This window comes from Cryobacterium sp. SO1, from assembly GCF_004210215.2.
Classification (GTDB): domain Bacteria; phylum Actinomycetota; class Actinomycetes; order Actinomycetales; family Microbacteriaceae; genus Cryobacterium.
In genome coordinates this window covers 3,770,915-3,797,200 of the sequence record NZ_CP067394.1, presented here as the reverse complement: position 1 = coordinate 3,797,200, position 26,286 = coordinate 3,770,915, and the positions used below count along the sequence as shown (strand labels likewise).

The following is a 26,286-nucleotide window of genomic DNA, read 5'->3' as shown; positions in this document are numbered from 1 at the left end:
AAAGCTCATGACGAGAAAGATCGTATCTCTCACCGCACTGGCCGCCGCCTCTGCGCTCGTGCTGGCGGGATGTTCATCCGCGGCCGATGACGGTGCCGACGCCTCCTCCGACAACAGCGACAAGAGCATCACCCTGTGGCTCGCCGGCGGTGACACCCCCGATGAACTGCGCGACTACCTCAAGAAGGAGTTCACCGCAGAGACCGGCGCCACGCTGAACATCCAGCAGCAGGACTGGGGAGACCTCGTCACGAAGCTGACCACCTCACTGCCGGACGCCAACAACACGCCCGACGTCGCCGAGCTGGGCAACACCCAGTCGTCGACCTTCACCAACGTGGGGGCGTTCCTGGACGTCTCGGACCTGTATGAGGAGCTCGGCGGCAGCAAGCTGCTGCAGTCCTTCGTCGACGCCGGAAAGGTGGGCGAGAAGAACTACGCCCTGCCGTACTACTTCGGTTCGCGTGCCGTGTTCACCCGGGCCGACGTCTGGGCGGCAGCCGGCGTCGAGCAGCCGACGACCCTCGATGAGTTCAACGCCGGTGTCGCCGCGGTCAACGCCGCCGACCCGCTGGGCATCCCCGACTTCTCGGGCTTCTACCTCGGCGGCCAGGACTGGCGCAACGGCATCTCCTGGATCTTCGCCAACGACGGCGACCTCGCCACCGTCAAGGACGGCACCTGGACCTCGACGCTGGCCTCCGAGAACACCCTGAAGGGCCTCGCCCAGCTGCAGGAGCTGTACAAGTCCGCCTCCAACGCGCCCAACGACGCCAAGGACTCGAACCAGTACATCTACCTCAACGACAGCGACGAGATCAAGGATGCCGAGGGCGCCGTAACGTCGAACACCTCGCTGTCCGCCGCCACGATCATGGCTCCCACCTGGGCGCACTGGTCGATCGGCACCCTCGGCGCCGACGCCGACGGCAAGGCCACCCGCACCTGGGATGACACCAAGAACGCGGTCTTCGCGCTGCCGGGCAACGACGGCAAACCTGCCCCGGTCTTCGCCGGCGGATCCAACATCGGCATCTCCGCGACGAGCAAGAACCCCGAGCTGGCCAAGAGCCTGCTCAAGATCATCTACTCGGGGGAGTACCAGACCATGCTCGGCCAGAACGGCCTCGGCCCGGCGAACAGCGACTACGTGGACTCGCTCGGCGACGACCAGTTCGCCGAGGCACTGATCGCCTCGGCCTCGAACTCGAAGCTCACCCCGGCGGCGCCCGGCTGGGCCACGGTGGAGGGCTCGCTCGTGATGGAGGAGTTCTTCAGCAAGATCGAGGGCGCCACCGACCTCAAGGCCCTCGCGAAGGAATACGACGCGAAGCTGACGCCGATGCTGAACGGCGAGTAACACGCGCACCTGTCGAACCAGACGAACAACGAAGGGAGGACCGGCGTGACCACGCAGAACCTCGTGCTGGGCCAGGCCGATCCGCCGCGCCAGGCCAGGCCCCGCAAAAAGGGCAGATCAACGCCGTACCTGCTGGTCATCCCGGCCTGCGGCATCCTGATCCTAGCGCTCGGCTACCCGCTGGTCTGGCAGTTCATCACCTCGATGCAGAGGTTCGGACTCTCCCAACAGTTCGGCCAGCCTCCGGAGTTCGTCTGGTTCGACAACTACGTCACCCTGTTCACCGACCCGTACATGTGGACCGTGGTGGCCCGGTCGCTGGCCTTCTGTCTGGTCACGGCCGCGGTCACCATGGCCATCGGTACCCTCATGGCACTTCTGATGAACGCCGTGCACACGGCCGTGCGCATCACCCTGCAGATCTCGATGCTGCTCGCCTGGGCGATGCCCGTCGTCGCGGCGATGACGGTCTGGAACTGGCTCATCGACTGGCGCCGCGGCGTGCTGAACTCGGTCCTGACCGGCATCGGCCTGGATTTCCAGAACCACAACTGGTTGGCAGACCCGCTGTCGTTCTTCGTCGTCGCGATGGTCATCGTGGTGTGGATGAGCGTTCCGTTCGTGGCGTTCTCGATCTACGCCGGTCTCACCCAGGTGTCCACCGAGGTGCTCGAGGCCGCCCAGCTGGACGGCGCCACGCTCTCCCAGCGGCTCCGGTTCATCATCGTTCCGATCATCCGGCCGGTGCTGGCCATCATCCTGCTGCTGCAGGTGATCTGGGACCTGCGGGTGTTCACCCAGATCCGGCTGCTGCAGGATGTCGGCTCGATCGCCTCGGAGACCAACCTGCTCGGCACCTATATCTACCAACTCGGCGTCGGCTCCAGCGACTTCGCGATGGCCAGCGCCGTCTCGATCTTCGTGCTCGTGCTCACCGTGGCGCTGAGCTGGTTCTACGTACGCAGCATGCTCAAGGAGGACGAATCATGACCTCGACAGTCCAGACCGCCTCGACCGTCTCCCGGCCCCGACCCAGCGCTCCGCCGGCCCGGCGGCCGGGTGGCCCCAACGGCACCCGCCGCATCCGGCCCGGACGGATCGTGCTGGGCGTTGTGGGCATCGTGGTGTCGCTGATCTGGGTCTTCCCGGTCTACTGGATGCTCAACTCATCGCTGCTGCCCAATGTGGTGCTGCAGAGCACCACCCCGACCTGGCTGCCGTTCGGCGGCTCACTGGACAACTTCGCCGCCGTCTTCTCCGGCGGCACCTTCCTGCCCGCCCTGGGCATGAGCACGGCCATCGCCATCATCACCGTGGTGTTCTGCCTGCTTTTCGCGTTCCTCGGGGCGCTGGCGATCAGCCGGTTCCGGTTCCGCGGGCGCAAGGCGTTCGTCCTGGCCGTGCTGCTGATCCAGATGCTCCCCGCCGAGGGGCTCTTCATCGCCCAGTACAAGCTGATGGGCAGCCTGAACATGCTCAACTCCATCGTGGGGGTGAGCATCATCTACATCGCCGCCGTCGTGCCCTTCACGATCTGGATGCTGCGCGGCTTCGTCGCCGGGGTGCCCGCCGACCTCGAGGAGGCGGGCATGATCGACGGGCTGAGCCGCACCCAGGCCTTCATGCGCATCACCTTCCCGCTCCTCGCTCCCGGGCTGGTGGCGTCGGGCGTGTACGCCTTCCTGCAGGCCTGGAACGAGTTCACGGTCGCCCTGGTGTTGCTGCAGGACAACTCCAGCCAAACGCTTCCGCTGTGGCTGCGCGGCTTCATCCAGGCCAGCGCCAGCCGGGCCACCGACTGGGGCCAGGTGATGGCGGCCTCCACCATGGTGGCCATTCCGGTGATCATCTTCTTCCTCTTCGTGCAGGGCAGAATGACCAGCGGACTGGTCAGCGGGGCGGTCAAGGGATGACCAGCCTCCTCGGCGACGAGACCCTGGTGCGTAGCCACATCCGGGCCACCCTGATGCCGGGCTTCGTGGGCACGGTGCTGCCGGGCTGGCTGCGCCAGCGCCTGCGGGACGGTCTCGGTGCCGTGTGCCTGTTCGGGCAGAACATCGTCTCGATCGACCAGCTGCGGGCCTTGACGGATTCGATCCGCGCTGCGAACCCGCTCGCGGTCATCGCGATCGACGAGGAGGGCGGCGACGTCACCCGGCTCTACTTCCACTCCGGCTCGCCCTACCCCGGCAACGCCATCCTCGGCCGGATCGACGACCTCGGTTACACCGAGGAGGTCGGCCGGCTGGTCGGCTGGGAACTGCGCAAGGCCGGCTGCACCCTCACGTTCGCCCCGGACACCGACGTCAACTCCAACCCCGACAACCCCGTGATCGGGGTGCGCAGTTTCGGCGTCGACCCGGCCCGGGTGGGCCTGCACTCCGCCGCCTGGGTGCGCGGAGTCCAGTCCACCGGGGTCGCCGCCTGCCCCAAGCATTTTCCGGGCCACGGTGACACCGCCCTCGACTCCCACCTGGCCATGCCCGTCGTCGACCTGCCGACGGCGACCCTGCGGGAGCGGGAACTGGTGCCCTTCGGCGCCGCGATCGCCGCGGGCGCACGGACCATCATGACCTCGCACATCCTGCTGCCCCAGATCGACGCGGAGAACCCGGCGACGCTCTCGTCGCGGGTGCTCGGCGGCCTGTTACGCACCGAGTTGGGCTTCACCGGCGTCATCGTCAGCGACGCCCTGGACATGAAGGGTGCCAGCGGCATCCTGGGCATCCCGGGAGCCGCCGCCGCCGCGCTGGCGGCCGGCTGCGATCTGCTCTGCATTGGCACCGAGAACACCGCCGAACAGCTCGACGAGATCGAGGCCGCGGTCCTGGCCGCCGCCCTGGCCGGAACCCTCCCGGAAGACCGGCTCGCCGAGGCCGCCGGCCGGGTGGGCCGACTGGCCGTCGGCATCAGCGCGGCGACCCTGAGCATCCCGATCCCGGATGCCGCGCTGGCCGCGACCGAACCGCGCTTCGACACCGGGCGCATCATCGCCTCCTTCGCCGTCAGCGACCACGCGAAGCGGTGGCTCGCGGCGGCACCGGAGTCCTACGCGGTGGTGCGGCTGGACACCGCAACGAACATCGCCGTCGGCGCCGCGCCGTGGGGGCCGTTCGCCGAGGTGGCCGCTCACCCGGAGTCAGGCCTCGGGGCCGCGTGGCGGGCCAAACCTCTCGTCGGCCGCACGGCGGCCGACCACGAAGCGCTGGACCTGGCGGACCGGGCAGCCGTGGTCGTGATCGGCAAGGACAACCACCGGCATCCGTTCATTCGGGACCTCGTCGATGCCCTCCGGGCCGAGCGCCGTGATGTGCTCGTGGTCGACATGGGCTGGCCGTCGGATGACCTCGCCTACGCCGACATCGCCACCTTCGGTGCGTCCAGGCTGGCCGGGCGGGCGCTTCTCGAGCTGCTGGTCTTCCCGTCAGGCGAGCCGGCCGAGATCGCGGGCGCTGCCCGTCGCGCCGCATCATGACTCGCCCATTCTTGCTAGTGCGGCTCCTGTTCGACTAGCAAAAGTGGGCGAGTCGGGTGGCGGCGGCGTGCGGGGTCGGGTGCGGGGTCCGGTGCGAGTTCCTGACTCGCCCATTCTTGCTAGTGCGGGTCCTGTTCGACTAGCGAGAATGGGCGAGTCATGGCGGGGGGTGATGGTTCTCGGTGAGACTGGGGGATGCGCTGCTAGCTCACCAGGTCGCGAGCGCGCAGGGCGCCGCCGAGCAGGCCGGCGTTCTCGCCGATCGACGCCGGCACGATCACGGGACGCCGGTGGAAGCTCAGCAGGGCATTCACCCGCTCGCGCAGGGGAACGAACAGGCCCTCGCCTGCCTGCGCCAGCCCGCCACCGATCACGACCGCCTCCGGGGCGAGAATCGCGGCCAGCTGGGCGATGCTCAGGGCGAGGGCGTCGAGGGCATCGTCCCAGATCGCCGTCGCGGCGGCATCGCCGGCCCGGGCGAGGGCCAGCACCTCACGGGCTCCGCTCGGTCGGCTGCCGGTGAGTTCGGTGTAGCGCCGCACGAGCGCGCCGGCCGACGCGATGCTCTCCAGGCAGCCGCGCGCCCCACAGCCGCAGACGGGGCCCGCCGGGTCGACGATGGAATGGCCGATTTCGCCCGCATAGCCCGCGCCGGTGTGCGCCCGGCCGTTGATGAACAGTGAACCGGCGATTCCGGTGCCGATGACCAGCACGACCACGTTGCGATACGGGCGGGCGGCGCCGAGCCTGAATTCGGCTTCGCCGGCGGCCCGCACGTCGTGCGAGAACGTGGTGGGCAGGTGGATGAGGTCTTCGGTGAGCTTTTTGAAGGGCACGTTCGACCAGTGCAGGTTGGTGGAGAGCACGCCGATGCCGGCGTCGTCGTCGACGACCCCCGGGGCGAGCAGACCTACCGCGCGCGGCTGCACCTCGGGAAAGTGCGCGGCGAACTGCAGGGTGAGTTCCTGCACCCGGGCGATGACCGAGAACGCCGTGCGCTCGCCATCCACCGGTGTCGGCGTGCGGCTGAGACCGAGCATGCGGCCCGTCGTGTCGAAGAGGGCGGCCTTGGTGTCGGTGCCGCCGACATCAACGGCGATCACGGCCTCACCATTGCCGAGCGGGAGGGCCTGGCCGACAACCGAAGTGAGGGTCACGTCGGTCATGGCGGGGCTCCTCAGCGGTAGGTACCAAAATTATCCCATGTGCCGGCGCTGTTTGTAAAGGATGGTAACAATTAGCGGGGAGGAGTTGAACAGCTGCGCAGGTTATGTTTGGAGGACTCGTGTGCCCAAGCGCCGTATCAACAGACGCATATTTGAAGGACTCGTGCGCGCGAGCGCCGTATTGACAGACGTATACAGGTAGGAAACTAAGCACGTGGCTGAAGCAACCGTGACCTTGGGCACCGAGGTGTCCCCGAAAGAGGTCGAGGCCCAGGCCCTTCGCCGACGCACCTTCGCCGTCATCTCCCACCCCGACGCGGGCAAGTCCACGCTCACCGAGGCGCTGCTGCTGCACGCGCACGCCATCACCACCGCCGGCGCCACGCACGGCAAGGCCGGCCGTCGCGGTACCGTCTCCGACTGGATGACCATGGAGCAGGAGCGCGGCATCTCGATCACCTCCGCCGCCATCCAGTTCGAATACCGCGACAGCGTGATCAACCTGGTCGACACCCCCGGCCACGCCGACTTCTCCGAAGACACCTTCCGGGTGCTCTCCGCGGTGGATGCCGCCGTCATGCTCGTGGACGCCAGCAAGGGCCTCGAGGTGCAGACCATGAAGCTCTTCGAGGTCTGCAGGCAGCGGGGCCTGCCCGTCATCACCGTGATCAACAAGTGGGACCGGCCCGGCTCGGCCGCGCTGGACCTGATGGACGAGATCCGCACCCGCACCGGCCTGATCCCCACCCCGCTGACCTGGCCGGTCGGTATCGCGGGCGACTTCCGCGGGGTGATCGAGCGGGACAGCAGCGACTTCATCCGCTTCAACCGCACCGCCGGCGGAGCCACCCGCGCCGAGTCCGAGCGCACCTCCGCCGACGAAGCCGCCGCAGCAGAGGGCGATGCCTGGGTCGCCGCCGCCGAGGAGTCCGAGCTGCTCGCCGAGGAGGGCCAGAACCACGACGAGGAGTCGTTCCTCGGGGGCATCACCACCCCGGTGCTGTTCTCCGCCGCGGTGCTCAATTTCGGAGTGCAGCACATCCTGGACACCCTGGTGGACTTCGCCCCGCCCGCCGAGGCGCGTCTGGATGCCGACGGCGGCCATCGCCCCGTGACCAGCCCGTTCTCCGGCTTCGTCTTCAAGGTGCAGTCCGGCATGAACTCCTCGCATCGCGACTACGTCGCCTTTGTGCGGGTCTGCTCGGGCCAGTTCCGCCGCGGCATGGTGGTCACCCACTCCGCCACCGGCCGGCCGTTCGCCACCAAATACGCCCAGCAGCTGTTCGGCAAGGACCGCGAGGTGGCCGAGGAAGCCTGGCCCGGCGACATCGTCGGCCTGGTCAACGCCTCCGCGCTCCGCGTTGGCGACTCGATCCACGAGGGCAGCCCCGCCGTCACCTTCCCGCCGCTGCCGATGTTCGCGCCCGCGCACTTCCGTGCCGTGCGCCCGGCCGACACCAGCAAGCACAAGCAATTCCGCCGCGGCATCGACCAGCTCGACCACGAGGGCGTCATCCAGGTGATGCGCTCTGACCTCCGCGGCGACCAGGCCCCGGTGCTCGGCGCCGTCGGCCCGATGCAGTTCGAAGTCGTCGAAGAGCGGATGTCGCACGACTTCGGCGCCGCCATCCGCAGCGATGTGCTGCCGTACCAGCTGGCCCGCCGCACCGACAAGGAGAGCGCGCTGATCCTCGGGCACGACCGTCAGGTGGAGGTGCTTCGCCGCAGCGACGGCACCCTGCTGGCCCTGTTCAGCACCCCGTGGCGCCTGCGCAACACCGTGCGCGACCACCCGGAGCTGTTGCTCGAGGACCTGGCCGGCGGCGGGCCCGTCGACGAGGTGCGCTACTAGCTCCAAACCTGAACCACTTCGCCCCCGAACTACACTCGGAAGCGGACCGAATCATGAAGTCGCCTGCCGGCGACGACAACAAGGGGAGAGTGTCTTGAAGTCTTTTGCATGCGGAGATGTTGTGCCCGGCTGCACCGCGAGTTGGGTCAGTTCCACCGACGACGAGATCCTCGTTCTTGTCGCCCGGCATGCCAGCAAGGTGCATGGTCTCGACTCTGTCAGCCCTGAGATGGTTCAGAGCATCACGGACCGCATCGTGGTCGTCTCCTGACGACACCACTCTCCGCTGCACCGCTCTCCGCTGCACCGCTCTCGGATGCACAGTGGAGCGACCTGCTGGATACTCTCAGCGCCGGAACAGGAGTGTCCTCCGCGTTCCAGCCGATCGTGGACACTGCCCGCGCGATCGTGGTGGGCTACGAGGGCCTGGCCCGATTCGAGATGCCTGCCGGGATCAGCGTGGAGGACCTGTTCGCCCAGGCCCGTGCTGCGGACCGATCCGCAGAAATCGAGGCACGTTGCCTGCGCGTGGTCCTCGCCGACCGTGCGTCGATTCCGGTCAATTGCTTCCTCACTGTGAACGTGTCACCGCACGTGCTCCGGCAGGACGCCATCCGGGCCGTGTGGCGAGACCACCCCGACCTGCAGGGTGTCTTCGTTGAGCTCACCGAACAGTCCGCCATCGACTCCGCGACCGACCTCGAGCCTGTGCTCGACGCCATCCGTGCCGCCGGCGGCCTCATCGCTGTGGACGACCTCGGCTCGGGCTATGCCGGGCTGTCGCGCCTGTTGGCCCTGAAGCCGGCGCTGATCAAGCTCGACCGGGAACTCATCCAGGGCATCGACACCGACGAAACCAAGCGCGCGCTCGTGGAGATGATCGGCACCTTCGCCGGCCGTATCGACTCTTGGGTCCTGGCGGAGGGCATCGAGACAGAGGCGGAGTATGAGACCATCACCGCCCTCGGGGTGCCGCTCGCGCAGGGCTACTACCTTGCCAGGCCCGGGCCGGCGTGGCCTGTACTGAGCAGGCTCGTTCTGCCGATTGCGCAGCCTGAGCAGCTCGTGGTCGTGCGTGATCTGCTCGACGTCGCTCCCGCTGTGCCGTCGGTTGCTGCTGCAGCCAGGGTCTTCACCGATCATGAGGGAGTGCGCACCGTGGTGCTCGTTGATCATCACGGTCGACCGGTGTCGGTTCTCGACAGCGAGAGCGCTCAACTCGGAGTCGCCACCGACGCGCTGCGGGTGAACGTCGACACCCCGGTGAAGGATGCCCTGCTGCGCGCGATCACTCGAGACCGCTCCCACCGCTACGACCCGCTGATTGTCATCGACAACGCCGGCCGGTATGTCGGCATCGTGCGGTTGGAGCGCCTCATCACCACCGCGGTTCAGTAGGGCGGATCAGTCGCGACCGGCGAGCAGGATCTCCATGGTGTCGAAGAACGAGTTGTAGCCGAGCAGGGTCTGCGCCAGTTGTTCGTTGGTGAGATCGTCGCGCGGCTGGGTGAGCCGCATCTCGGTGCCGGCTTCGGCCGGCGTGAACGTCACCACGACGGGATCGACGGTGTCGGAGGCCGGGTCGTCGCCCATGGTGAAGGCCAACCGCCGGGGCGGGTCGACCTCGGTGTACCGGCCGTGCCAATAGATCTCGCTGCCGTCGGGCACATGCATCACGGCCGTCCACCGGCCGCCCACCCGCACGTCCATCAGCACGGACTCGGTCGGCACGTCGACGGCGTCGCCGCCGAACCACACCGAGAAGTCCTCCGGCCGGGTCCAGGCGGCGAACACGCGCTCGGGCGGCGCCGCGATGGTGCGGGTGATGGTTAGTCCGACGCTCATGAGCGGCCTCCTCGGTCGGCGCCACGGTTCGCCACGACACTAGCGCGCCCGGCCCGTGCCGGTATTACGGTGCGGGTGTTAAGGCGCCGAATTCTCGGACGGCACGGTGGGATACAGCGTGGCGGCGCTCACCGGAAAGGAGAACCACACCGGCAAGCCCACGGCGGTGTCGAGTTGCGCCGCCTCCTTCGGGCTCACATCAGCGGCCAGCACGGCGCTCCGCGCCCGAACAAAATCGCCGCGCGGCTCGAGGTCGATCAGTTCGGCCTTCACGCTGATGAGCCGGGGATCGGCCGGCGGCGGGATCGACACCGCCACGGCGGCCGGACGCACCGCCAACGACAGCGGCGACCCCTCGGTCACGCCCGGCTCGGGGAGGTTCGCGATGGTGGCCGCGGCATCCGCCGTGATCAGGGTGGTGCCCCGGCGGATGCCGGTGAGCAGGTTGAGCCCGGCCAGCCCGGCGGCGAAGGCGCCGCGCGGGCGGTCGAAGACCTCGGCCGGGGTGCCCTCGTCGCTGATCCGACCATTTTCGACGATGACCACCCGGTCGGCGAGGGTGTACGCGTCGAGCACATCGTGCGTCACGATGATGGCACTGCGATCGACAAGCACGCGGCGCAGCATCCGCCGCACCGCCGGCGCCACCGAGATGTCGAGGGCGGCCAGCGGTTCGTCGAGCAGCAACAGGCCGGGGTCGGAGGCGAGGGCGCGCGCCACCGCGATCCGCTGCGCCTGCCCGCCGGACAGCTCGGCCGGGCGCCGGGCCGCGAGCGGCTCCGCATCCACCTGGCGGAGCCAGTGCATCGCCCTCTCCCTGGCGTGACGCGCTGACGCTCCCGCGCTCCGCGGCGCGAACGCGACGTTGTCGAGCACGGTCAGGTGCGGAAACAGCAGCGGCTCCTGTGCGAGAAGCGAGACCCCCCGCCGGTGCGCCGGCCGCCAGACGCCGCGGCCGGACCCGGCGGCCGGCAGGTCGAACAGGACGGTGCCGCCCAGCTCGCTCCGCCCGCTGTCGGGTCTTATCAACCCGGCGATGCTGTTGAGCAGGGTGGATTTGCCGGCGCCGTTGGGTCCGAGAACGGCGACGGTCTCGCCGGCCGCCACGGTGAGGTGCAGGCGAACGTCGCGGTCGGTGACGTGCAGGTCGACGGAGAAACTCACGACAGCGCCCGTTCCCGGCGCCGGGAGGGCACGCCCGTGCGGTGGGCAAGGCTCACAATCACGATCGCCACCACCACGAGTACCAGCGACAGTGCCACCGCGGTGTCCGGGTCGGTTTCCCGCTGAAGGTAGATCTCCAGCGGCAGGGTGCGGGTGCTGCCCTGCAGGCTGCCGGCAAAGGTGAGGGTGGCGCCGAACTCGCCGAGGGCGCGGGCGAAGGAGAGCACCGCCCCGGACACCACGGCCGGCACCACCAAGGGCAGGGTGATGCGGCGCAGCACCGTCGACGGGCCGGCGCCGAGGGTGGCGCCGATCGCCTCGTAGCGAGTGCCCACCGTGCGCAGCGCCCCCTCCAGGCTGAGCACCAGGAACGGCAGCGCGACGAAGGTTTGCGCGAGCACCACCGCCGTCGTCGTGAACGCGATGTCGAGGCCCAGCACCTCGAACGTCTGGCCGAGCAGGCCCCGACGGCCGAAGGTGTACAGCAGGGCGATGCCGCCGACGACCGGCGGCAGCACCAACGGGAGCAGCACCACCGACCGGAGCAGCTTCTGGCCCCAGAAATCGGTGCGGGCCAGCACCAGGGCCATGGGCACGCCGAAGATCACGCACAGGACGGTGGCCGCGAGCGAGGTACGCAGGCTGAGCAGCAGCGCGGCGACCGAGGACTCCGAGCTGATCAGGGGGATGAACTCGGCCCAGTTCACTCGCAGCACCATCGCCGCGAGGGGCAGAAGCACGAAGGCCGCGCCGACCACGGCGAGGGCGGCGACCCACGCGGGGACGCCGGAATACTGCTTGGCTGCCGGGCTCATGCGGCTACGGCGCCCCGAACCCGGCGGCCGCCAGAACGCTCCGGCCGGCGCTGCCGGTCACGTACTCGATGAAGGCCTGGGCCAGATCGGGGGCGGCGGAATCCTGCAGCGCCACGATCGGGTAGGTGTTCACGACCTCGACGGATTCGGCGAATTCGACGCCCTCGACGGCGTCGCCGGCGGCCGTGACATCCGTGACGTAGACGAGGCCGGCATCCGCCTGGCCGGAGGTGATCTTGCCGAGCACATCGGTGACGGAGGACTCCTCGCTCACCGGTGTGAGCGTGACGCCGGCGGCCCTCTCGCTGGCGACGGTGGCCGACCCGCAGGGGACCTCGGGGGCACAGACGACCAGTTTCAGCCCCGGCGTGGCCAGGTCGGCGAAGTCGGCGATGCCCGCGGGGTTGCCCGGCGGGACCGCGATCTCGAGCGCATTCGTGGCGAAGTCGACCGAGGCACCGGTCTGGAGGCCGGCATCCGTGAGCTTCGTCATGTTCGTGATGTCGGCAGAGGCGAACACGTCGGCCGGGGCGCCCTCGGTGATCTGGGTGACGAGGTCGGAGGAACCGGAGAAGTTCAGCGTGATCGTGGTTCCCGAGTGCTGGGCCTCGAATGCCTCGGCCAGCTCGGTGAAGGTGGTCGTGAGCGAGGCCGCGGCGAAGACCGTGATGCCGCCCTCGAGTATGTCGGCGGACGCGGAAGCGGGCGGCGCGGTCCCGGCCGGGGCGGCGCATCCGGTGAGGCCGGCGCTGAGGATGCCCAGTGCGGCCAGCAGCGTCAGCGCCCGGAGGGGACGGGTCACGATCAGGCCTTGCCCGCCGGGGTTTCGACGATGACGGTGGTGGCCTTCACGACGGCGATCGCGACGGAGCCGAGCTCCAGGCCGAGCTCGCGCACGGCTTCGCTGCTCATCAGGGACACCACCCGGTGCGGGCCGCACTGGATCTCGACCTGGGCCATGACGGTGTCCATGACGATGTCGGTCACCAGGCCGACGAACCGGTTGCGGGCGGACCGGCCGATCCCGGACGGGTCCTCTGGCAGCACGGCGTTCGTGCGGGCCAACCGGGCGAGCGCGAGGCCGTCGACCACGGTGCGGGAGGAGGCATCCTTCGAGCTGCGCAGGGTGTGGTTGTCGATCAAACGGCGCACGGTGTCGTCGCTGACGCTCAGGAACGCGGCGGCGTCTTTGATCCGTATCTGAGACATGAAAACCACTCTATTACCGTTTTCGCGGAGATAGACGGTGTTCAGTCGCGGGCGGCCTCAGTTGATGCGACGCGTGGGCCGTCGACTTCCACGTCGCACGACGTCGTCGATCGCCGGGTCGAGGTGCGGCCAGGCAAAGGTGTACCCGGCGGCGAGCAGCCGTTCCGGCTGCACCCAGCGGCTCTTGAGCACCAGCTCGGGTTCGGTGCGGAGCAGCCACATGGCGGGTTCGAGCATCCAGCGGAATGCCGGCAGACCGATCGGGGCGCCCACTGCGCGGCGCAGCGTGGCCATGAGCGTGCGATTGTCGCTGGCGTGTGGCGCGGCCAGGTTGACCGGCCCGGCGATCTCCGGGTGGGCGACGATGAACAAGACGGCGCCGATCACGTCGTCGATGTGGATCCAGCTGAAACGTTGCCGCCCGCGGGAGCGGTGCGACGGCGCGCTGCCGTCGCCGGAGGGATGGGCGCCGATGCCGCGGTAGCGCCGGTGCGGGAACCACCGGCCGTCGAACTGGGGCCCGCCCAGCCCGACCCTGGCCAGGCGTTCGAGGATCGCGGTGGCGGGGCCGTCGCCGAGAACGATCGCCATCCGGAGCGCCACCCGCCGGGTCTGGGGCAGGGTGCCGGCGAAGAACTCGTCCTCCCACTCGCGGGCGATGTCCACCGAGAAGCCGGAGCCGATCTCCCCGGTGCTCTCGGTCATCGGACGGTCCAGAGCGTACCGGTAGATGGTCGCCGTGCTCGCGTTCAGCCACAGCCGTGGCGGCCGCTCGCTCGCGGCGACAGCCTCGTGGAGCTTTTTGGTGGTGTCGACCCGGGAGCGCAGGATCTCGGTGCGATTGGCATCCGTGTACCGGCAGTTCACGATTTTCCCGGCTAGGTTCACCAACAGGTCGGCGCCGTCGACCAGTGACCGCACGGCGGCATCGTCGCCCCACCTGGCGTCGGGACCGGAGCGGCCGATGCAGGCGACCTGGTACCCCTGGTCTCGGAGGTCGCGAACGAGCCTCTGGCCGATGAAGCCGGATGCCCCGGCCACCACTGCGCGTTCTCTGGTGTCCCCCACAGGCTCAGCTTACGAGGTGGGCCCGCTGCTCCGGGGAAGCGGCGTGGCCCGGTTCGTGAGCGTGACCACAGAGTGAACCTCGAGGGGCGTTATGCGGGTGCCGCGCCGTTACGCGGGTGGCACGCCACCCGCATAACGGCGCCTGGCCCGCACACCGCTCGCGGACGCATCCGTCAGCGTGTCAGCGTCGGGCGGTGGCCAGCGGCAGGCCGAGCGCGGCGGCGACGCCGGCGTTGGTGACGGTGCCGGCATGGATGTTCAGCCCGGCACCCAGAGCGGCATCCTCGGCGATCGCCCGTTTCCAGCCCTTGTCGGCCAGGGCGATCACGTAGGGCAACGTGGCGTTGGTGAGCGCCCGGGTCGAGGTCTCCGGCACCGCGCCGGGCATATTGGCGACGCAGTAGTAGACGGAGCCGTGCACGGCGAAGGTGGGCTCATCGTGGGTGGTGGGCCGCGAGCCCTCGAAGCAGCCACCCTGGTCGATGGCGATGTCGACGAGCACCGAACCCTTCTTCATTCCGGCGACCATCTCGTCAGTCACCAGCTTGGGCGCGGCCGCGCCCGGAATCAGCACGGAGCCGATCACCAGGTCGGCGTCGGCGAGCTGGGCCGCGATCTCGAACGCCGACGACGCCCGGGTCTGGATCTTGCCCCCGAAGCGGGCCTCCAGCTCGCGCAGCCGCGGCACCGACAGGTCGACGATGGTGACGTCCGCTCCCATGCCCAGCGCATTGGCCGCGGCGTGCTCGCCGGCGACGCCGCCGCCGATCACCACGACCCTGGCCTTGGGTGTGCCGGGCACGCCGCCGAGGAGGATGCCCCGGCCGCCGGCGGCGCTCATCAGGTGGTACGCGCCCACCTGCGCGGCCAGGCGCCCGGCGACTTCGCTCATCGGCGAGAGCAGCGGCAGGGTGCGGTTGGGCAGCTGCACGGTCTCGTAGGCGATCGCCGTGGTGCCCGAGGCGAGCAGGGCCTCGGTCTGGGCTCGGTCGGCAGCCAGGTGCAGGTAGGTGAAGAGCACCTGGTCGGCGCGGAGGTGGCCGTATTCGGCCGCGATGGGTTCCTTCACCTTGAGCAGCAGGTCCGCGGTGGCCCAGACCTCGGCCGCGGTGTCGAGGATGGTGGCCCCCGCCAGCGCGTAGGCGTCGTCGGTGATCGAGGAGCCGAGTCCGGCACCCCGCTGGATGACGACATCGTGGCCGCGGCGGGTGAGTTCGGACACTCCGGCCTGGGTGATGGCCACCCGGTTTTCGTTGTTCTTGATTTCGGTGGGGACTCCGACGCGCATGATGGCTCCAGTTCAAGAAGGTGATGGATGCGGGTCAGCCCGAACAATCGACTGCTCCCTGCAGGAAATAGTGGTGGATTCCTGTTTCAGATGGGTTTCGGCCGAAGAATCACGCGCAATGTCGTTCCGCCGGTTTTATTTTCCGACGATGATCCGTTCCTCACGCCGGGGTGACCGTAGATTATTCGGTCGCCACGCCGGGCGCATCCGGGGCCATCGAGTTCGCGCCGCACGAACGTCCATGGTGCCCGTCTATCCGGGAAGGGTGTCGTGGCAGTACCCCAGTGCCATGGGCTCAGGCGCTCAGGCGCCCAGGCCCAACCAGAGCCCGAGGAAGGCCGAGGACACGGCGAGCACGAGCATGCCGAGCCCGTTGACCAGGGCGGAGAGCGACCGGCGGTCCTGCGCCAGCCGCACGGTCTCGACGCTGGCGGTGCTGAAGGTGGTGAAGCCGCCCATCAGGCCGCCGCCGAGCATCAGGTGCCAGGCCTCCGGCAGCCACGCCGCCAGGGTGAGACCCGTGATCAGGCCGAGCAGCAGCGAACCGACCACGTTGATCAGCAGGGTGCCCACCGGCAGGGCCGTGCTCACCCGGGCGCGCACGACGCCGTCCACCCAGAGCCGCAGGGCCGCGCCGGCGCCGCCCGCCAGGGCCACGGCCATAAACAAGAGCCCAGTCATAAGGCCGCCGGTCTGGCACGGCCTGCCCGCCGTCGGTGCAGGCCGGCCCCGGCGCCGATGCCGGCCCAGGAGGCCAGGGCGCCGACCAGGACTGTGCCGAGCGCGTAGAGCAGCGCAGTCCCGATCCGGTTGTCGGCCAGCAGCAGAGTGGTGTCGGTGGCTAGGGCGCTGTAGGTGGTGAAGCCGCCGAGCACCCCGGTGCCCAGCAGCAACCGCAGCTGTCGGCGCCGGCCCTCGTCGGGGCCGCGGCGGGTCAGGGTCTCCAGCAGCAGCCCGAGCAGGAATGCGCCGAGAATGTTGATCCCCACGATGACCACCGCCACCCCGGCCACCGGCGGGACCGAGATCGCCAGGAGCTCCCGCAGCGCGGTGCCCACGGTGCCGCCGGCGAACACGAGTGCGAGGTACCGCCAGCGCAGGTGCGCCGGTCGCGGCGCGGCATCCGGATCGATCATCAGGTGCCGCCGTCGAGGGTGAGGGCGCGGGCCGCAGCCTCGGCCCGCGGGGCGTCGAGGTACCGCCGCCCGCCGGCCTGATAGACGAGCGGATGCCCGGTGGGCAGGTTGAGCCGGTGGATGGCGGACTTGTCGAGGTGCTCGAGCACGGCGCAATAGGCGCGCAACGAGTTACCGTGCGCCACCACCAGCACGGTGCGCTCCTCCGCCAGCAGCGGCACGATCCGTTCGGCATGGAAGTCGCCGATGCGGGCCATCACGTTCCGCAGGGATTCGGTGCGGGTGAGCGCCAGGTCGGGCAGGCCGCGGAACAGGGCGGTGCTCTGGAAGACCGCGAACTGCTCGTCGGACAGGGGCGGGGGCGCGGTGTCGACCGAACGCCGCCAGGCCAGGAACTGCGCCTCGCCGGCCTCGGCGCGCACGTCGTCCTTGTGCCGGCCGGTCAGGGCGCCGTAGTTGCGTTCGTTCAGCCGCCAGTCGGTGCCGACCGTGGTCGCCGGCAGGTGCAGTGCGGTGGCGACGATCGCGGCGGTCTGCGCGGCGCGCTGCAGGGGAGACACGTAGACCGCATCCGGCACCAGGTCGTGCGTCAGCAACAGGCCCGCGGCGGTGCCGGCCTCATCGGCGCCCGACGGCGACAGCCCGGGGTCGAGGATGCCGGTGAACAGGCCGGCGGCATTCGCGGTGCTTTGGCCGTGGCGGAGCAACACGAGGGATCCACCGCTCGGTCTCGTCGCCACCGCTCACCCACCAGTCTCGTCGGCCGGCGTCGGCACGACTAAGAAGTCGGTAGGAACCATCAGCGCAGTCGGCGGTTCGAGCGGGTGCTCAGGTGGGATCCATCACCACGAAAAGGGTACACCGCTCAATCGGACTCCCAGGGCAGGTCATCGTCGAACGACACCGGCGACACGGGGATGACCACGACGGGCCGGTTCTGCCGGTGGGCGAGGTGCATCGCTATCGAACCGGCGAAGAACTCCTGCAGGCTGCCGCGCACCGTGCCGTCCCGGGTGCCGACCACGATCATCACCGCCCGCAGTGACTCGGCGAGCTGCCCGAGAGCCCGGGCCGGGTCGCCGGAGAGTTGCCTCGTGCTCCAGGTGATGGCATGCGCGCCCAGGATCCGGTCCAGGTGCGCGGCGAGGTAGTGGCTGAACCCGTCGGAACGAGGCGGCGCGGCGGCCGCCGACCCGATCCCCGGGGCATCGGCGAGGGCATCGATGGGGGACCCAGCCGGCGGGGTGGTGTCGGCGTGGTCGGGCCGTGGATGGCGCCCCGGATCCACCCAGGCGCACACGAGTTCGGCGTCGAAGCGCGCAGCGAACACCGCGGCCTGCAACACGACTCCGTCGGCCTGACCGGGATAGACGCCCACCACCACACGGCTTCGGATGCTCATGGCGCCCAGAGTGACAGAAGAGTCCCCGCGGCGGTAGGCCCCGTTCAGCCGTGGATCCGATGTGTACCGGGCGCACCCCGACTGGACCCGGCCGGCGTCACCGCGGCCCAGCGGCCGCCGATCCTCTCCCGGGAGACGGCCATCCTGATCGAGGTGAGCCGGCTCTGACGCGGTGGGCGACTAGCGCCTGTCGGCGACGGGGGACCTCATCGGTTCGGCGGTGACGGCCGCTCCGCAACCGGGAGGATCTGACCGACAGGTTCCCGCTTCTCGGCCTGGAACCGGTCCTCGGTGCGGCCCTGGGCCCAGTACCCCGACAGGGAGAGCTCGGATCGGAGCACACCGTGGGCGGAGAAGATCTCGCGGAGGCCCTTCATCGCCGTGCGCTCCCCGTGCGCGAACACCTGCGGCCGGCCGGGCAGCCAGGCCGCCGCATCCACGGCCTCGGCCAGCACCGCCGGGCCGGGTTCGAACAGCCACTGGATCTGCACCGCTTCAGGAGCGACGAGGTCGAGCATTTCCGTCGAATCAGCCGCCTGGAGGAAGGCCAGGCCCTGTGCCGTCGCCGGCAACGCCGCCAGGGCGGCGGCGATCGCCGGCAGCGCGGACTGGTCGCCGGCGAAAAGGTGCCACGCCGCGGCCGGATCCGGAGCGTATCCGCCGCTGGGCCCCGAGAAGGTGAGCGGGTCGCCGGGCTGGGCTGCGTTGGCCCAAGGGCCGGCAAGCCCCTCGTCGCCGTGCACGACGAAGTCGATGGACAGCGTGCGCGCCTCGAGGTCGACCTGGCGCACCGTGTACGTGCGGGTCACGGGCGCGTCCTCGGGAGCCAGAGTCGCCCGCAAGGCCGGCACGTCGAACGGCGGGGTGAGCCCGAGCTCCGGCTTCGCGAAGTAGATCTTCACGTATTTGTCGGTGGAGGCGTTCGTCACGACAGTGTCGAACTGGTCGCCGCCGAGCACGATCCGCACCAGGTGCGGGCTCAACTGTTCGCGGCGTTCGACGTGGAGGGTGATCTGCGGCCGGACGGGGCGGGCCGGTGCCAGGGTGGGAGTAGTCATCCAGACCTACCCTAAGTTAGGTAACCCTCACCATGCAATGCGGGGGCTAGCCGAAGCGTAGGATGCGGAATCCTGCCGCGTCCAACGTGGTGAGCCCGATCCGTTGCCGCAGGGTGCGCTCTTTCTGACCGGGTATGACATTCGACAGTGCCAAGGCCACGTGGAACAGGACCTCGGCGGCGACCAGGCGCTGCAGCTTGGGCGGAGCGAGCTTGGTCCGGCGGCTTTGCACCACGACGATGCGCACGGCGTCCGGCGCGATGTGGTCGTCCAGCTCCCGCAGCATCGAGGCTGCCTTCACCAGGGAGGACCGCCGGGCGTCGCGTTGGATGGCCAGCACGACCACGCGGGCCGGCTGTGTCGAGGAGGCGTGGTCGGTTTCCGGGATTCCCGCCGAGCGGGCTCCCGTGCGCATCACGGTGAGGAGCTGCTCGGCGTCCCCCTCCAGGAGGACTGGCGCAGTCAGAACATGGGCGGCGAGCGCCCGCAATCGTTCGGCCCGTCTCTTCCGTGTCATGCGGCCCCCTCTTCCCGATGTGTTCCATTCTCCGGCAAACCGGTCCGGGCGGGCCTAGACAGCGTCGGCCGGTCGGGGCAAAGATCGTTCCAATGAGCGCCGACGGCCGGCGCGGAACGGATGCCAGTGAACGCCCAGACCGCGAAGCGCTGGTCCAGCGGGTGGCTGCGGCAGGAGTTCGTCACCCAGGAACTGATCTCGGGCACCGTGCTGGTGAGTGTCGTGATCGCGGTGGCCAACGAAGCCGGCGGCATCCTGGATGTCTTCGCGATCACGCTGCTGAGCGTGCTGATCTTCTGGGCCACCGAGGTCTTCGCGCACACCGTTGCCGCGCAACGGCGCCGGCCCGACACCGAGACCGTGCGGGTGCGGGCGTCGATCCGGTCGGCGCTCAGGGACTCCCGCGGGCTCCTCCTGGCGGGGATCCCGCCGTTGGTCTTCCTGCTGCTCGGCTTGGTCGGGATGCGCGGTGGCACAGTGGCCTACTGGACGGCGCTCTGGGGCGAGGTCGCCATCCTGGCCGCGGCGGGCTGGATCGCCTTCGGCGGACTGAGCGTCGCCTGGTACTGGCGGGTGTGCGGCGCGGCGGCCACGGCGGCGCTTGGCCTGCTCGCCATGCTGCTGAAGATCCTGGTGCACTGAGTCCGGAGCGGTGCCGGCCACGAACGTTTAATGGGAAATAGGTCGCAAAATAGGACCCTATGGGCAATCCCGTCCTTGCAAAGTCACTACTTCCCGTTAAGCGTGCGATCGGGGCTGGATGCTTCACCGAACCGCGGGAGCATCTCCTGACGGGCGGCGTTAGTCGCTCAACACCGCCTGGTCCACCATCAGGTGCCCCCAGGCCCCAGTCGCGTCGTCGAGCACCTGTAGTTGGGCGGTCTTGCCGGCGAGATCGTTCACATCCCACAGTGTGGGGCGCAAAGTGCCATCGTTGCTGCCGGTGGCGGTGCGCACGGGTTGGCCGTTGACCAGCAGGTTCACTGAAGTTGCCGGTTCCACGCCGAGCGGATGCGCGCCGCCGCCGATCAAGAACCGGAGGAAGCTGCGATCGATGGTGAACGGCGCCGAGGTGATGGTGCCGGTGGCCGCATCGCCGCCGCCGACGTAGGTGTCCAACACCTTCTTGCCCACGGTTCCGGACGCGGTGGAGCCGCTCGGCCCCTGCCCGGCGAAGCTGCCCGTCGCCGTCCAGCCCTCTGGCCACGAAGTGCCCTCGAAGTCCTCGAGCACCCGGGCCGGTCGCTGCTCGGCACTGGCGAACTCGGTGATCGTCACGTCGGAGAACGTCGCCGCGCCGCCGCTGGTGAACAGGTTGATGCCGGTATCCGCGGCGTCGGCGAACACCTCGCTCGACATCACATACCGGCCATCGTTCACGAAGACCTCGACGGTGGTGCGGTCGACGAGGATGCGCAGGTGCACGTTCGTCGCGGCCGGATCGAACGGAACCTGGCTCTCGAGTTTCTGGCCGGAGGCATCCGGGTTGCCCGTGCCGCCGCGGTTCAGGTAGGCGAAGTCGTCGAAGACGCCCACGTCGGCGTGCCGGCTGTCGTCCGCGGAGGCCCGCAGCTGCAGGCCGACGTTGTCGAGGTCGGCCCAGCTGATGTCGGCCTCGAGCTGGTACGCCGAACCCTCATAGTTCAGCGGAAGCTGCCCGTTCACCGCGAAGGTGCCCAGGTTTCTCACGCTGGTGGCGTGATCCTCCTCGAGGGCGGCGACAGGCTGCGAGACCAGGCTGTAACCGGTGCCGTAACGCTTGAGGCTGATCTCCCGCACGATCGAGTCGGTGCCGTTGAAGCCGTCGGCGGGCCAGTTGGGCGTGACGTGCGGGTAGGACCAGTTGTTCATCCACGCCATCGCGAACCGGCTGTCGTTCGCGGCATTCGTCGGGTCGGCCCAGGTGACCGCCCCGTACCAGTCGAAGCCGTGGTCGAGCCACTGGGGAGCGGTCACGTCCGGAACGAAGGCGCTTCCGTCGAAGGTGCCCGTCCAGTACGCGTAGGTATTCGGCTCATCGGTGGCGTAGCCGTTGGCGCTGATCCCCATCACCCATTTGCTGGTGCCGTCGTCCGCGGTGATCTGGAACAGGTCGGGGCATTCCAGGGTGCCCAGCCCGGTGTTCACGTACTCGGATGCGCGGGTCCAGTCCGTCAGGTTGGGCGAAGTGTAGAAGCCGATCTTCTGACCCTCGGCGATGAGCGCCACCCAGCGGCCGCGGTCCGCGTCCCAGATCACCTTGGGGTCGCGGAAGTCGGTGCGCCCACCGTTGGCGATCACCGGGGTGTCGCCGGCCGGCTGGAAGTTCAGGCCGCCGTCGGTGGAGTACCAAAGGAACTGCGCCTGCGGGCCGGAGGCGTTGGCGATCTGGGCGGGCGTGGGGTGGTCCATCTGGGTGACCAGCATGATGATGGCGTCGGCGCCGTAGCCGGCGGTGTTGGCGCTGTCGAGCACGGCCGAGCCGGACCAGAGGTCGTAGTTGGCGTTGGTGCCCTTGTCTGCGACGACGCCCTGGTCGGCGAACATCACGTTGTCGGTGGTGGTGGCCAGCCGCCAGGCGGTGCCGACCTTCTGGTCGTAGTCCCCGTTGTAGAGGTAGTAATAGTTGAATGCGCCGTTGACGTACAGCGGCCGTTGAGGGTCGTTCTTCCAGTGGTCGGGAACCGTGAAGTGGTACTGTGCCCGGTTGCTCTCCGCTGCGACGCTCGCTGAGGCGGCGCTGCCCGGTGCCGCTGCAGGGTCGGTGGTGGCCGCGCTGGGCGGCGCGTTTACCGGTATGAGTGCCGCGACGGCCAGGACGCCGATCACAATCGCGGCGGTCCGCCGGAGGCGGTGGGTCGGTCGGGGTGACGCGAATGGTGCAGTCATCATTGACTCCGTTGTGTGACGGGTGGATGCCGGTTGGGTCGTGTGCCGATCGGCCGGTCGGCCGGTCGGCCGGTCGGCTGGTCTGCGGGTCGGCCGGTCTGCGGGTCGGTCGTCGGGCGAGTGGGCGGGTTGGGTCAGTGGCTGGATCGCGCCGGGAATTGCGCCGCGGCGAGCTCCGCACGGGTGGGCGGGTCGGCCCCGGGGCGGGAGACCGTGACGGCGGCCGCGTCGGCGCTCCGTCGCATGATGCTCTCCAGCACGCCGAGCGGCACGTCGCGGAGCGCCTGGCGGCGGTCGGCCCCGATCAGGTCCGCGTCGATCAGCCCGTCGAGAAGAGCGCCCATGAAGGTGTCGCCGGCGCCGACGGTGTCGATCACGCTCACCCGGGGCGCTGACGCCCACACCCGTCCCTGAGCGGTGACCGCGAACGCGCCCTCCCCGCCCTGGGTGACAACCACCACCGCTGGCCCGGCAGCCAGCCAGGATGCTGCCGTCTCGGCGAGATCGCGGTCGGGGTGCAGCCAGAGCAGGTCTTCGTCGCTGACCTTCACGACGTCGGCGAGGCGCACAAGCTGCTCCACCCTCGACCGGGCGGCCTCGGCATCCTCGATCAGCGCGGGCCGGATGTTCGGATCGAAGGTGATGGTGGCCGTCGCGCGGCGGGCTTCGACCAGACGCGCCACGTCTGACGCGCCCGGCTCGAGCACCGTCGCGACCGACCCCACGTGCAGCACGTCGGCCGCGCCGGCCAGTGAGACGTCCACGGACCAGGCCAGGTCGAACTCGTAGGTGGCCGCCCCCGTGGCATCGAGCAGTGCCGTTGCGGTGGAGGTGTGCGCCCCTGTCGCGCTCCCCGCAGACACTCGTACCCTCGATCCCTCCAGCCAAGCCCGCACCGCGCTGCCGCGAGCATCCTCCCCCAGGCTGGTGAGCAGCTGCGGATGCCGGCCCAACCGCCCCAGCGCCAGCGCCACATTGGCCGGGCTGCCGCCGGGCGCCTCATCCCGGGAACCGTCGGCGCGCTGTACCAGGTCAATCAGCGCCTCACCGACAACGAGCACCTGGCGCTCGCCACGGTCGACCCCGGTCACAGCGCTGCCGCGGCGAACGCGCGTGCCGCGGCTGCGTCCTCTGCCGACCTGAGCGCAGCCTGCCGGTGCACGAGCCCCCGCACCGGATCGGCCGTGACCGGGATCGGGTCGCTGAGTGCGCCGACGAACTCGCCGTCGACGATGTTGATGAAGCCGAGCAGCACCCAACCGCCATCCGCATCCCGCAGCAGCCGGGCGGCGTAGAGGTCGGTGCGGTCGAAGAGCACCGAGCCGGTGAAGTCCACCTGCTCGAGCCGGGCATCCACGGCCACGCTGTAGACCCCGCCTGCCTCGCCCGACGCCTGGCGTTCGGGGGAGAGCTCGGAGACGCCGCAGCAGAACAACAACACCGGCACGCCGTCGACGATCTCGAACTGGAACACCTCGAGCTGACCGAAGCCCTGGCCGGGCTGGCTGAGCGGCGGCTGCACCGTCCACTCAAGCAGGTTGTCGCTGGTGGCGTGGCCGAGCACGCCGCGCACCAGTGGGTCGCCGGATGCGGCGCGGGCCGTGATCAGCATCTGCCAGGTGCTCTCGCCGGGGAAGCGGAACACCCACGGGTCGCGCCAGGCCTCGTCATGCCAAATCGAGAGGTCGAGCCTCTCGTACCAAGAAGGGTCGGCCTCCACGAGCGGTTCGGTCGCGACCTTGGTCCAGGTGAGCAGGTCGGCCGAGGTGGCCGCGCCGACCCGCTGCACCATGGTGTTCTCGGCGCGGGAGGTGCCGGTGTAGAACATCCACCAGAGTCCGTCGTCGGCTTGCACCACCGAGCCGGTCCAGGTGGTGGCGTCGTCGAAAGCGGGCGCAGCCGAGATGATGAGCGCGTCCTGCACCACGGTCCAGTTGGTGAGATCGGTGCTGACGGCGTGGCCGACGATGGGGTGCCGGTGCCGGCGCTCGGGATCGCCAAGGGCCTTGCTGGCGTGCAGGTAGAAGGCGTGGGTGACACCGTCGACCTGCACGTACCAGGAGTCCCAGATCCACTTATCGGGCAGTTGGAGCGACATAGATCTGGCCTAACCTTTCACACCGCTGGACGCGATGCTGTTGACGAATGAGCGTTGGAAAGCGATGAACAGGGCCACCACGGGCAGCGTGATCAGTGTCGAGTACGCCATCACCTCACCCCAGGAGACGTTGAGCTGGAAGAAGTACTGCACGCCCACCATCACCGGGCGGAGCCTCTCGGTTTGCACCACCATGAGTGGCCAGAGGTAGGAGTTCCAGGCGGGCAGGAAGGTGAGGATGGCGACGGTGGCGATGGCGGGGCCGGAGAGCGGCATCACCACCTGCCGGTAGATGCGGAACCAGCCGGCGCCGTCCATGCGGGCGGCCTCATCGAGTTCCTTGGGGATCGATTCGAAGTACTGGTGGAACAGGTAGATCGAGAAGGCGTTGGCTACGAACGGGATGATCTGCACCTGGTAGGTGTCGATCCAGCCCTTGCTGAACATGAGGCCCATCTCGGTCAGCTCGAACGAGGGCAGCTGGTTCACCCACCACACCAGCGGCAGCGCGAGGGTTTCGAACGGCACGATCAGGGTCGCGATGATCAGGGTGAGGATCACGGTCTTGCCGCGCACCCGCATCCGGCTCAGCGCGAACGCGGCCAGGCTGTTCACCAGGATGCCGGCGATGACCGTGATTGCCGAGATGCCGATCGAGTTGACCAGGAACCGGGCGGCGGGTACCCGGTCGAACACGGCGGAATAGTTGTCCATCGAGATATTGCCGACGGGAAGGAACGCCGCGATCGAGGACAGGTCACCGAAGATCTGCTGGTCGGGCTTCAGCGAAGACACGAACAGGAACAGGATCGGGAAGAGGAACAGCACGGCAAGGCCGATCCGGAGGATCCAGCCGCCGATGCCGAGCACACTCTTCCTCTTGGCCGTTCTGCGACTCTGCACCACGTGCGGGGCGGATGCGTGGGCCGTTTTTGCGCTGGCCACTTCTGCGATGGCCATGATCAAGCCTTCTCTCTGCTGAGGAAGCGCTGCACGACGGAGATCAGCAGCACGATGACGAAGAACACGAGGGAGATCGCCGAGGCGTAGCCGGTCTCCTGCTGGGCGAAACCGGATTCGACGGCTTCATAGACAACGGTGGTGGTGGAGTTGAGCGGGCCGCCCTGCGTCATCACGCTGATCTGGGTGAACAGGCTCAGCGCCTGGATGGTGATGGTCACCAGGATCAGGCTGCGGGTGGCGGACAGGCCCGGCCAGGTGATGTACCGGAAGCGTTGCCAGGGCGAGACGCCGTCAAGGTCGGCCGCTTCGTAGAGGTCGGCGGGGATGGTCTGCAGCCCGGAAAGCCAGATGATCATGTGGAAGCCCACGCCCTGCCAGACCGACATCAGGATGATGGCGGGCATCGAGGTGGTGGTGTTGTTGAGCCAGTCCGGCCCGGCGACGAGGCCCAGGGTGACCTTCTCGATGATCACGTTGATCAGGCCGTCCTGGCGGTACATGAACAGCCAGAGCAGGGACACGACGACCATGGAGGTGACCACGGGCAGGAAGTACACCGTGCGGAAGAACGTGGTGCCCTTGACCTTCTTGTTCACCAGGATCGCCATCACGAGGGCGAGGCCGGCCTGCAGCGGCACGACGACCAGGGCGAAGTAGCCGACGTTGATCAGTGCGCGGAAGAATGCGGCATCCCCGAACAGGCGGACGAAGTTGTCCAGACCGACGAAGGTGGCCGGGTAGGGCGAGATCAGCCGGGCGTTGGTGAAGGCGAGCCCGAACGCGAGGATCGCGGGCACGAAGATGAAGAGGGCCAGCAGAAGCACGGCGGGCGTGAGCATGGCCAGCCCGGCGAAGTGTTCGGTCGTACTGGTGCGGTCCCGCTTGGGCCGGGTGGTGCGCGCCGGGCGGGCGGTGGGGGCCGCCGGTGGGCGTTCGATCGTGGTGGTCATGAGAGTCTCCCTGAGCGAGAGCGGGGGCGCAGGCGTCTGCGCCCCCGCGGTC

Annotated in this window: 27 protein-coding genes and 1 riboswitch; of the genes, 8 read left to right on the top strand and 19 right to left on the bottom strand. The window is 69.0% G+C overall.

What is annotated here, in order from left to right:
• The first annotated feature begins 7 nt into the window (after nucleotides 1-7).
• From BJQ95_RS18080 to BJQ95_RS18065, 4 genes are read left to right on the top strand one after another with little or no spacing between them, the layout of a single operon-like run.
• The gene (locus BJQ95_RS18080; RefSeq protein ID WP_130179401.1) at nucleotides 8-1,360 is read left to right on the top strand and encodes an extracellular solute-binding protein; all 1,353 of its coding nucleotides are present in this window, start codon (nucleotides 8-10) and stop codon (nucleotides 1,358-1,360) included.
• Between the two features lie 45 nt (nucleotides 1,361-1,405).
• The gene (locus BJQ95_RS18075) at nucleotides 1,406-2,350 is read left to right on the top strand and encodes a carbohydrate ABC transporter permease (RefSeq protein ID WP_130179400.1); all 945 of its coding nucleotides are present in this window, start codon (nucleotides 1,406-1,408) and stop codon (nucleotides 2,348-2,350) included.
• Nucleotides 2,347-3,273, top strand: coding sequence for a carbohydrate ABC transporter permease (locus BJQ95_RS18070; protein ID WP_130179399.1), 927 nt, complete (start codon nucleotides 2,347-2,349; stop codon nucleotides 3,271-3,273). Before BJQ95_RS18075 ends, BJQ95_RS18070 begins: the two co-directional genes overlap by 4 nt.
• The gene (locus BJQ95_RS18065; protein WP_130179398.1) at nucleotides 3,270-4,835 is read left to right on the top strand and encodes a glycoside hydrolase family 3 protein; all 1,566 of its coding nucleotides are present in this window, start codon (nucleotides 3,270-3,272) and stop codon (nucleotides 4,833-4,835) included. Before BJQ95_RS18070 ends, BJQ95_RS18065 begins: the two co-directional genes overlap by 4 nt.
• A 203-nt stretch (nucleotides 4,836-5,038) precedes the next feature.
• On the opposite strand, the gene BJQ95_RS18060 is transcribed toward BJQ95_RS18065, so the two are convergent.
• Nucleotides 5,039-6,001 (bottom strand): ROK family protein, encoded by a 963-nt coding sequence (locus tag BJQ95_RS18060; protein ID WP_130179397.1) that lies wholly within the window; start codon nucleotides 5,999-6,001, stop codon nucleotides 5,039-5,041.
• A 214-nt stretch (nucleotides 6,002-6,215) separates the two neighbouring features.
• Here BJQ95_RS18060 and BJQ95_RS18055 point away from each other — a divergent pair, with 214 nt between their 5' ends.
• The 3 genes from BJQ95_RS18055 (at nucleotide 6,216) to BJQ95_RS18045 (ending at nucleotide 9,251) form a co-directional block, all read left to right on the top strand.
• A complete protein-coding gene (locus BJQ95_RS18055; protein ID WP_370688350.1) occupies nucleotides 6,216-7,853 on the top strand; it encodes a peptide chain release factor 3 in 1,638 nt (545 codons plus the stop codon).
• 94 nt (nucleotides 7,854-7,947) lie between these two features.
• Nucleotides 7,948-8,124 carry a DUF1059 domain-containing protein gene (locus BJQ95_RS18050; protein ID WP_130179396.1) on the top strand — a complete coding sequence of 59 codons (177 nt, stop codon included), beginning with the start codon at nucleotides 7,948-7,950 and terminating at the stop codon, nucleotides 8,122-8,124.
• 92 nt (nucleotides 8,125-8,216) lie between these two features.
• Nucleotides 8,217-9,251, top strand: a complete 1,035-nt coding sequence (locus tag BJQ95_RS18045) for an EAL domain-containing protein (protein ID WP_370688349.1) — start codon at nucleotides 8,217-8,219, stop codon at nucleotides 9,249-9,251.
• 6 nt (nucleotides 9,252-9,257) lie between these two features.
• On the opposite strand, the gene BJQ95_RS18040 is transcribed toward BJQ95_RS18045, so the two are convergent.
• From BJQ95_RS18040 to BJQ95_RS17980, 13 genes are all read right to left on the bottom strand, one after another.
• Nucleotides 9,258-9,698, bottom strand: a complete 441-nt coding sequence (locus BJQ95_RS18040; RefSeq protein ID WP_130179395.1) for an SRPBCC domain-containing protein — start codon at nucleotides 9,696-9,698, stop codon at nucleotides 9,258-9,260.
• A 78-nt stretch (nucleotides 9,699-9,776) separates the two neighbouring features.
• Complete coding sequence (locus tag BJQ95_RS18035; protein WP_130179394.1) at nucleotides 9,777-10,862, bottom strand: sulfate/molybdate ABC transporter ATP-binding protein; 1,086 nt, start codon at nucleotides 10,860-10,862, stop codon at nucleotides 9,777-9,779.
• On the bottom strand, nucleotides 10,859-11,677 hold the full coding sequence (locus BJQ95_RS18030) for an ABC transporter permease (RefSeq protein WP_130179393.1): 819 nt from the start codon (nucleotides 11,675-11,677) through the stop codon (nucleotides 10,859-10,861). Before BJQ95_RS18030 ends, BJQ95_RS18035 begins: the two co-directional genes overlap by 4 nt.
• A gap of 4 nt (nucleotides 11,678-11,681) precedes the next feature.
• Nucleotides 11,682-12,482, bottom strand: coding sequence for a molybdate ABC transporter substrate-binding protein (modA, locus tag BJQ95_RS18025; RefSeq protein ID WP_205750271.1), 801 nt, complete (start codon nucleotides 12,480-12,482; stop codon nucleotides 11,682-11,684).
• The gene (locus BJQ95_RS18020) at nucleotides 12,482-12,886 is read right to left on the bottom strand and encodes a molybdopterin-binding protein (protein WP_130179392.1); all 405 of its coding nucleotides are present in this window, start codon (nucleotides 12,884-12,886) and stop codon (nucleotides 12,482-12,484) included. The genes modA and BJQ95_RS18020 overlap by 1 nt, the downstream gene beginning before the upstream one ends.
• 57 nt (nucleotides 12,887-12,943) lie before the next feature.
• Nucleotides 12,944-13,954 (bottom strand): epimerase, encoded by a 1,011-nt coding sequence (locus tag BJQ95_RS18015; protein ID WP_130179391.1) that lies wholly within the window; start codon nucleotides 13,952-13,954, stop codon nucleotides 12,944-12,946.
• Nucleotides 13,955-14,135: 181 nt separating this feature from the next.
• Nucleotides 14,136-15,242, bottom strand: coding sequence for an alanine dehydrogenase (gene ald / locus BJQ95_RS18010; RefSeq protein WP_130179390.1), 1,107 nt, complete (start codon nucleotides 15,240-15,242; stop codon nucleotides 14,136-14,138).
• A gap of 303 nt (nucleotides 15,243-15,545) precedes the next feature.
• Nucleotides 15,546-15,923 carry a fluoride efflux transporter CrcB gene (gene crcB, locus BJQ95_RS18005; protein ID WP_130179389.1) on the bottom strand — a complete coding sequence of 126 codons (378 nt, stop codon included), beginning with the start codon at nucleotides 15,921-15,923 and terminating at the stop codon, nucleotides 15,546-15,548.
• Complete coding sequence (locus BJQ95_RS18000) at nucleotides 15,920-16,378, bottom strand: CrcB family protein (protein WP_130179388.1); 459 nt, start codon at nucleotides 16,376-16,378, stop codon at nucleotides 15,920-15,922. The genes crcB and BJQ95_RS18000 overlap by 4 nt, the downstream gene beginning before the upstream one ends.
• The gene (locus BJQ95_RS17995; protein ID WP_165385043.1) at nucleotides 16,378-17,088 is read right to left on the bottom strand and encodes a 2,3-diphosphoglycerate-dependent phosphoglycerate mutase; all 711 of its coding nucleotides are present in this window, start codon (nucleotides 17,086-17,088) and stop codon (nucleotides 16,378-16,380) included. The genes BJQ95_RS18000 and BJQ95_RS17995 overlap by 1 nt, the downstream gene beginning before the upstream one ends.
• 73 nt (nucleotides 17,089-17,161) lie before the next feature.
• Nucleotides 17,162-17,234, bottom strand: a riboswitch (Fluoride riboswitch).
• Between the two features lie 9 nt (nucleotides 17,235-17,243).
• The gene (locus BJQ95_RS17990; RefSeq protein WP_130179386.1) at nucleotides 17,244-17,780 is read right to left on the bottom strand and encodes a universal stress protein; all 537 of its coding nucleotides are present in this window, start codon (nucleotides 17,778-17,780) and stop codon (nucleotides 17,244-17,246) included.
• A 206-nt stretch (nucleotides 17,781-17,986) separates the two neighbouring features.
• Entirely contained in the window at nucleotides 17,987-18,838 is an 852-nt protein-coding gene (locus tag BJQ95_RS17985; protein WP_256041457.1) for a siderophore-interacting protein, read from the bottom strand.
• A gap of 46 nt (nucleotides 18,839-18,884) precedes the next feature.
• Nucleotides 18,885-19,355 (bottom strand): hypothetical protein, encoded by a 471-nt coding sequence (locus tag BJQ95_RS17980; RefSeq protein ID WP_130179384.1) that lies wholly within the window; start codon nucleotides 19,353-19,355, stop codon nucleotides 18,885-18,887.
• Between the two features lie 126 nt (nucleotides 19,356-19,481).
• Between BJQ95_RS17980 and BJQ95_RS17975 the strand changes: the two genes are divergently transcribed.
• Nucleotides 19,482-19,997, top strand: a complete 516-nt coding sequence (locus tag BJQ95_RS17975; protein ID WP_130179383.1) for a hypothetical protein — start codon at nucleotides 19,482-19,484, stop codon at nucleotides 19,995-19,997.
• Nucleotides 19,998-20,156: 159 nt separating this feature from the next.
• On the opposite strand, the gene BJQ95_RS17970 is transcribed toward BJQ95_RS17975, so the two are convergent.
• From BJQ95_RS17970 to BJQ95_RS17950, 5 genes are all read right to left on the bottom strand, one after another.
• The gene (locus BJQ95_RS17970) at nucleotides 20,157-22,226 is read right to left on the bottom strand and encodes a glycoside hydrolase family 32 protein (RefSeq protein ID WP_130179382.1); all 2,070 of its coding nucleotides are present in this window, start codon (nucleotides 22,224-22,226) and stop codon (nucleotides 20,157-20,159) included.
• A gap of 131 nt (nucleotides 22,227-22,357) precedes the next feature.
• Nucleotides 22,358-23,314 carry a carbohydrate kinase gene (locus tag BJQ95_RS17965; protein WP_256041456.1) on the bottom strand — a complete coding sequence of 319 codons (957 nt, stop codon included), beginning with the start codon at nucleotides 23,312-23,314 and terminating at the stop codon, nucleotides 22,358-22,360.
• Entirely contained in the window at nucleotides 23,311-24,321 is a 1,011-nt protein-coding gene (locus BJQ95_RS17960) for a glycosyl hydrolase family 32 (protein WP_130176439.1), read from the bottom strand. The genes BJQ95_RS17965 and BJQ95_RS17960 overlap by 4 nt, the downstream gene beginning before the upstream one ends.
• Before the next feature lie 9 nt (nucleotides 24,322-24,330).
• The gene (locus tag BJQ95_RS17955; RefSeq protein ID WP_130176440.1) at nucleotides 24,331-25,281 is read right to left on the bottom strand and encodes a carbohydrate ABC transporter permease; all 951 of its coding nucleotides are present in this window, start codon (nucleotides 25,279-25,281) and stop codon (nucleotides 24,331-24,333) included.
• A gap of 2 nt (nucleotides 25,282-25,283) precedes the next feature.
• The gene (locus BJQ95_RS17950) at nucleotides 25,284-26,234 is read right to left on the bottom strand and encodes a carbohydrate ABC transporter permease (protein WP_130176441.1); all 951 of its coding nucleotides are present in this window, start codon (nucleotides 26,232-26,234) and stop codon (nucleotides 25,284-25,286) included.
• Nucleotides 26,235-26,286 lie beyond the last annotated feature (52 nt).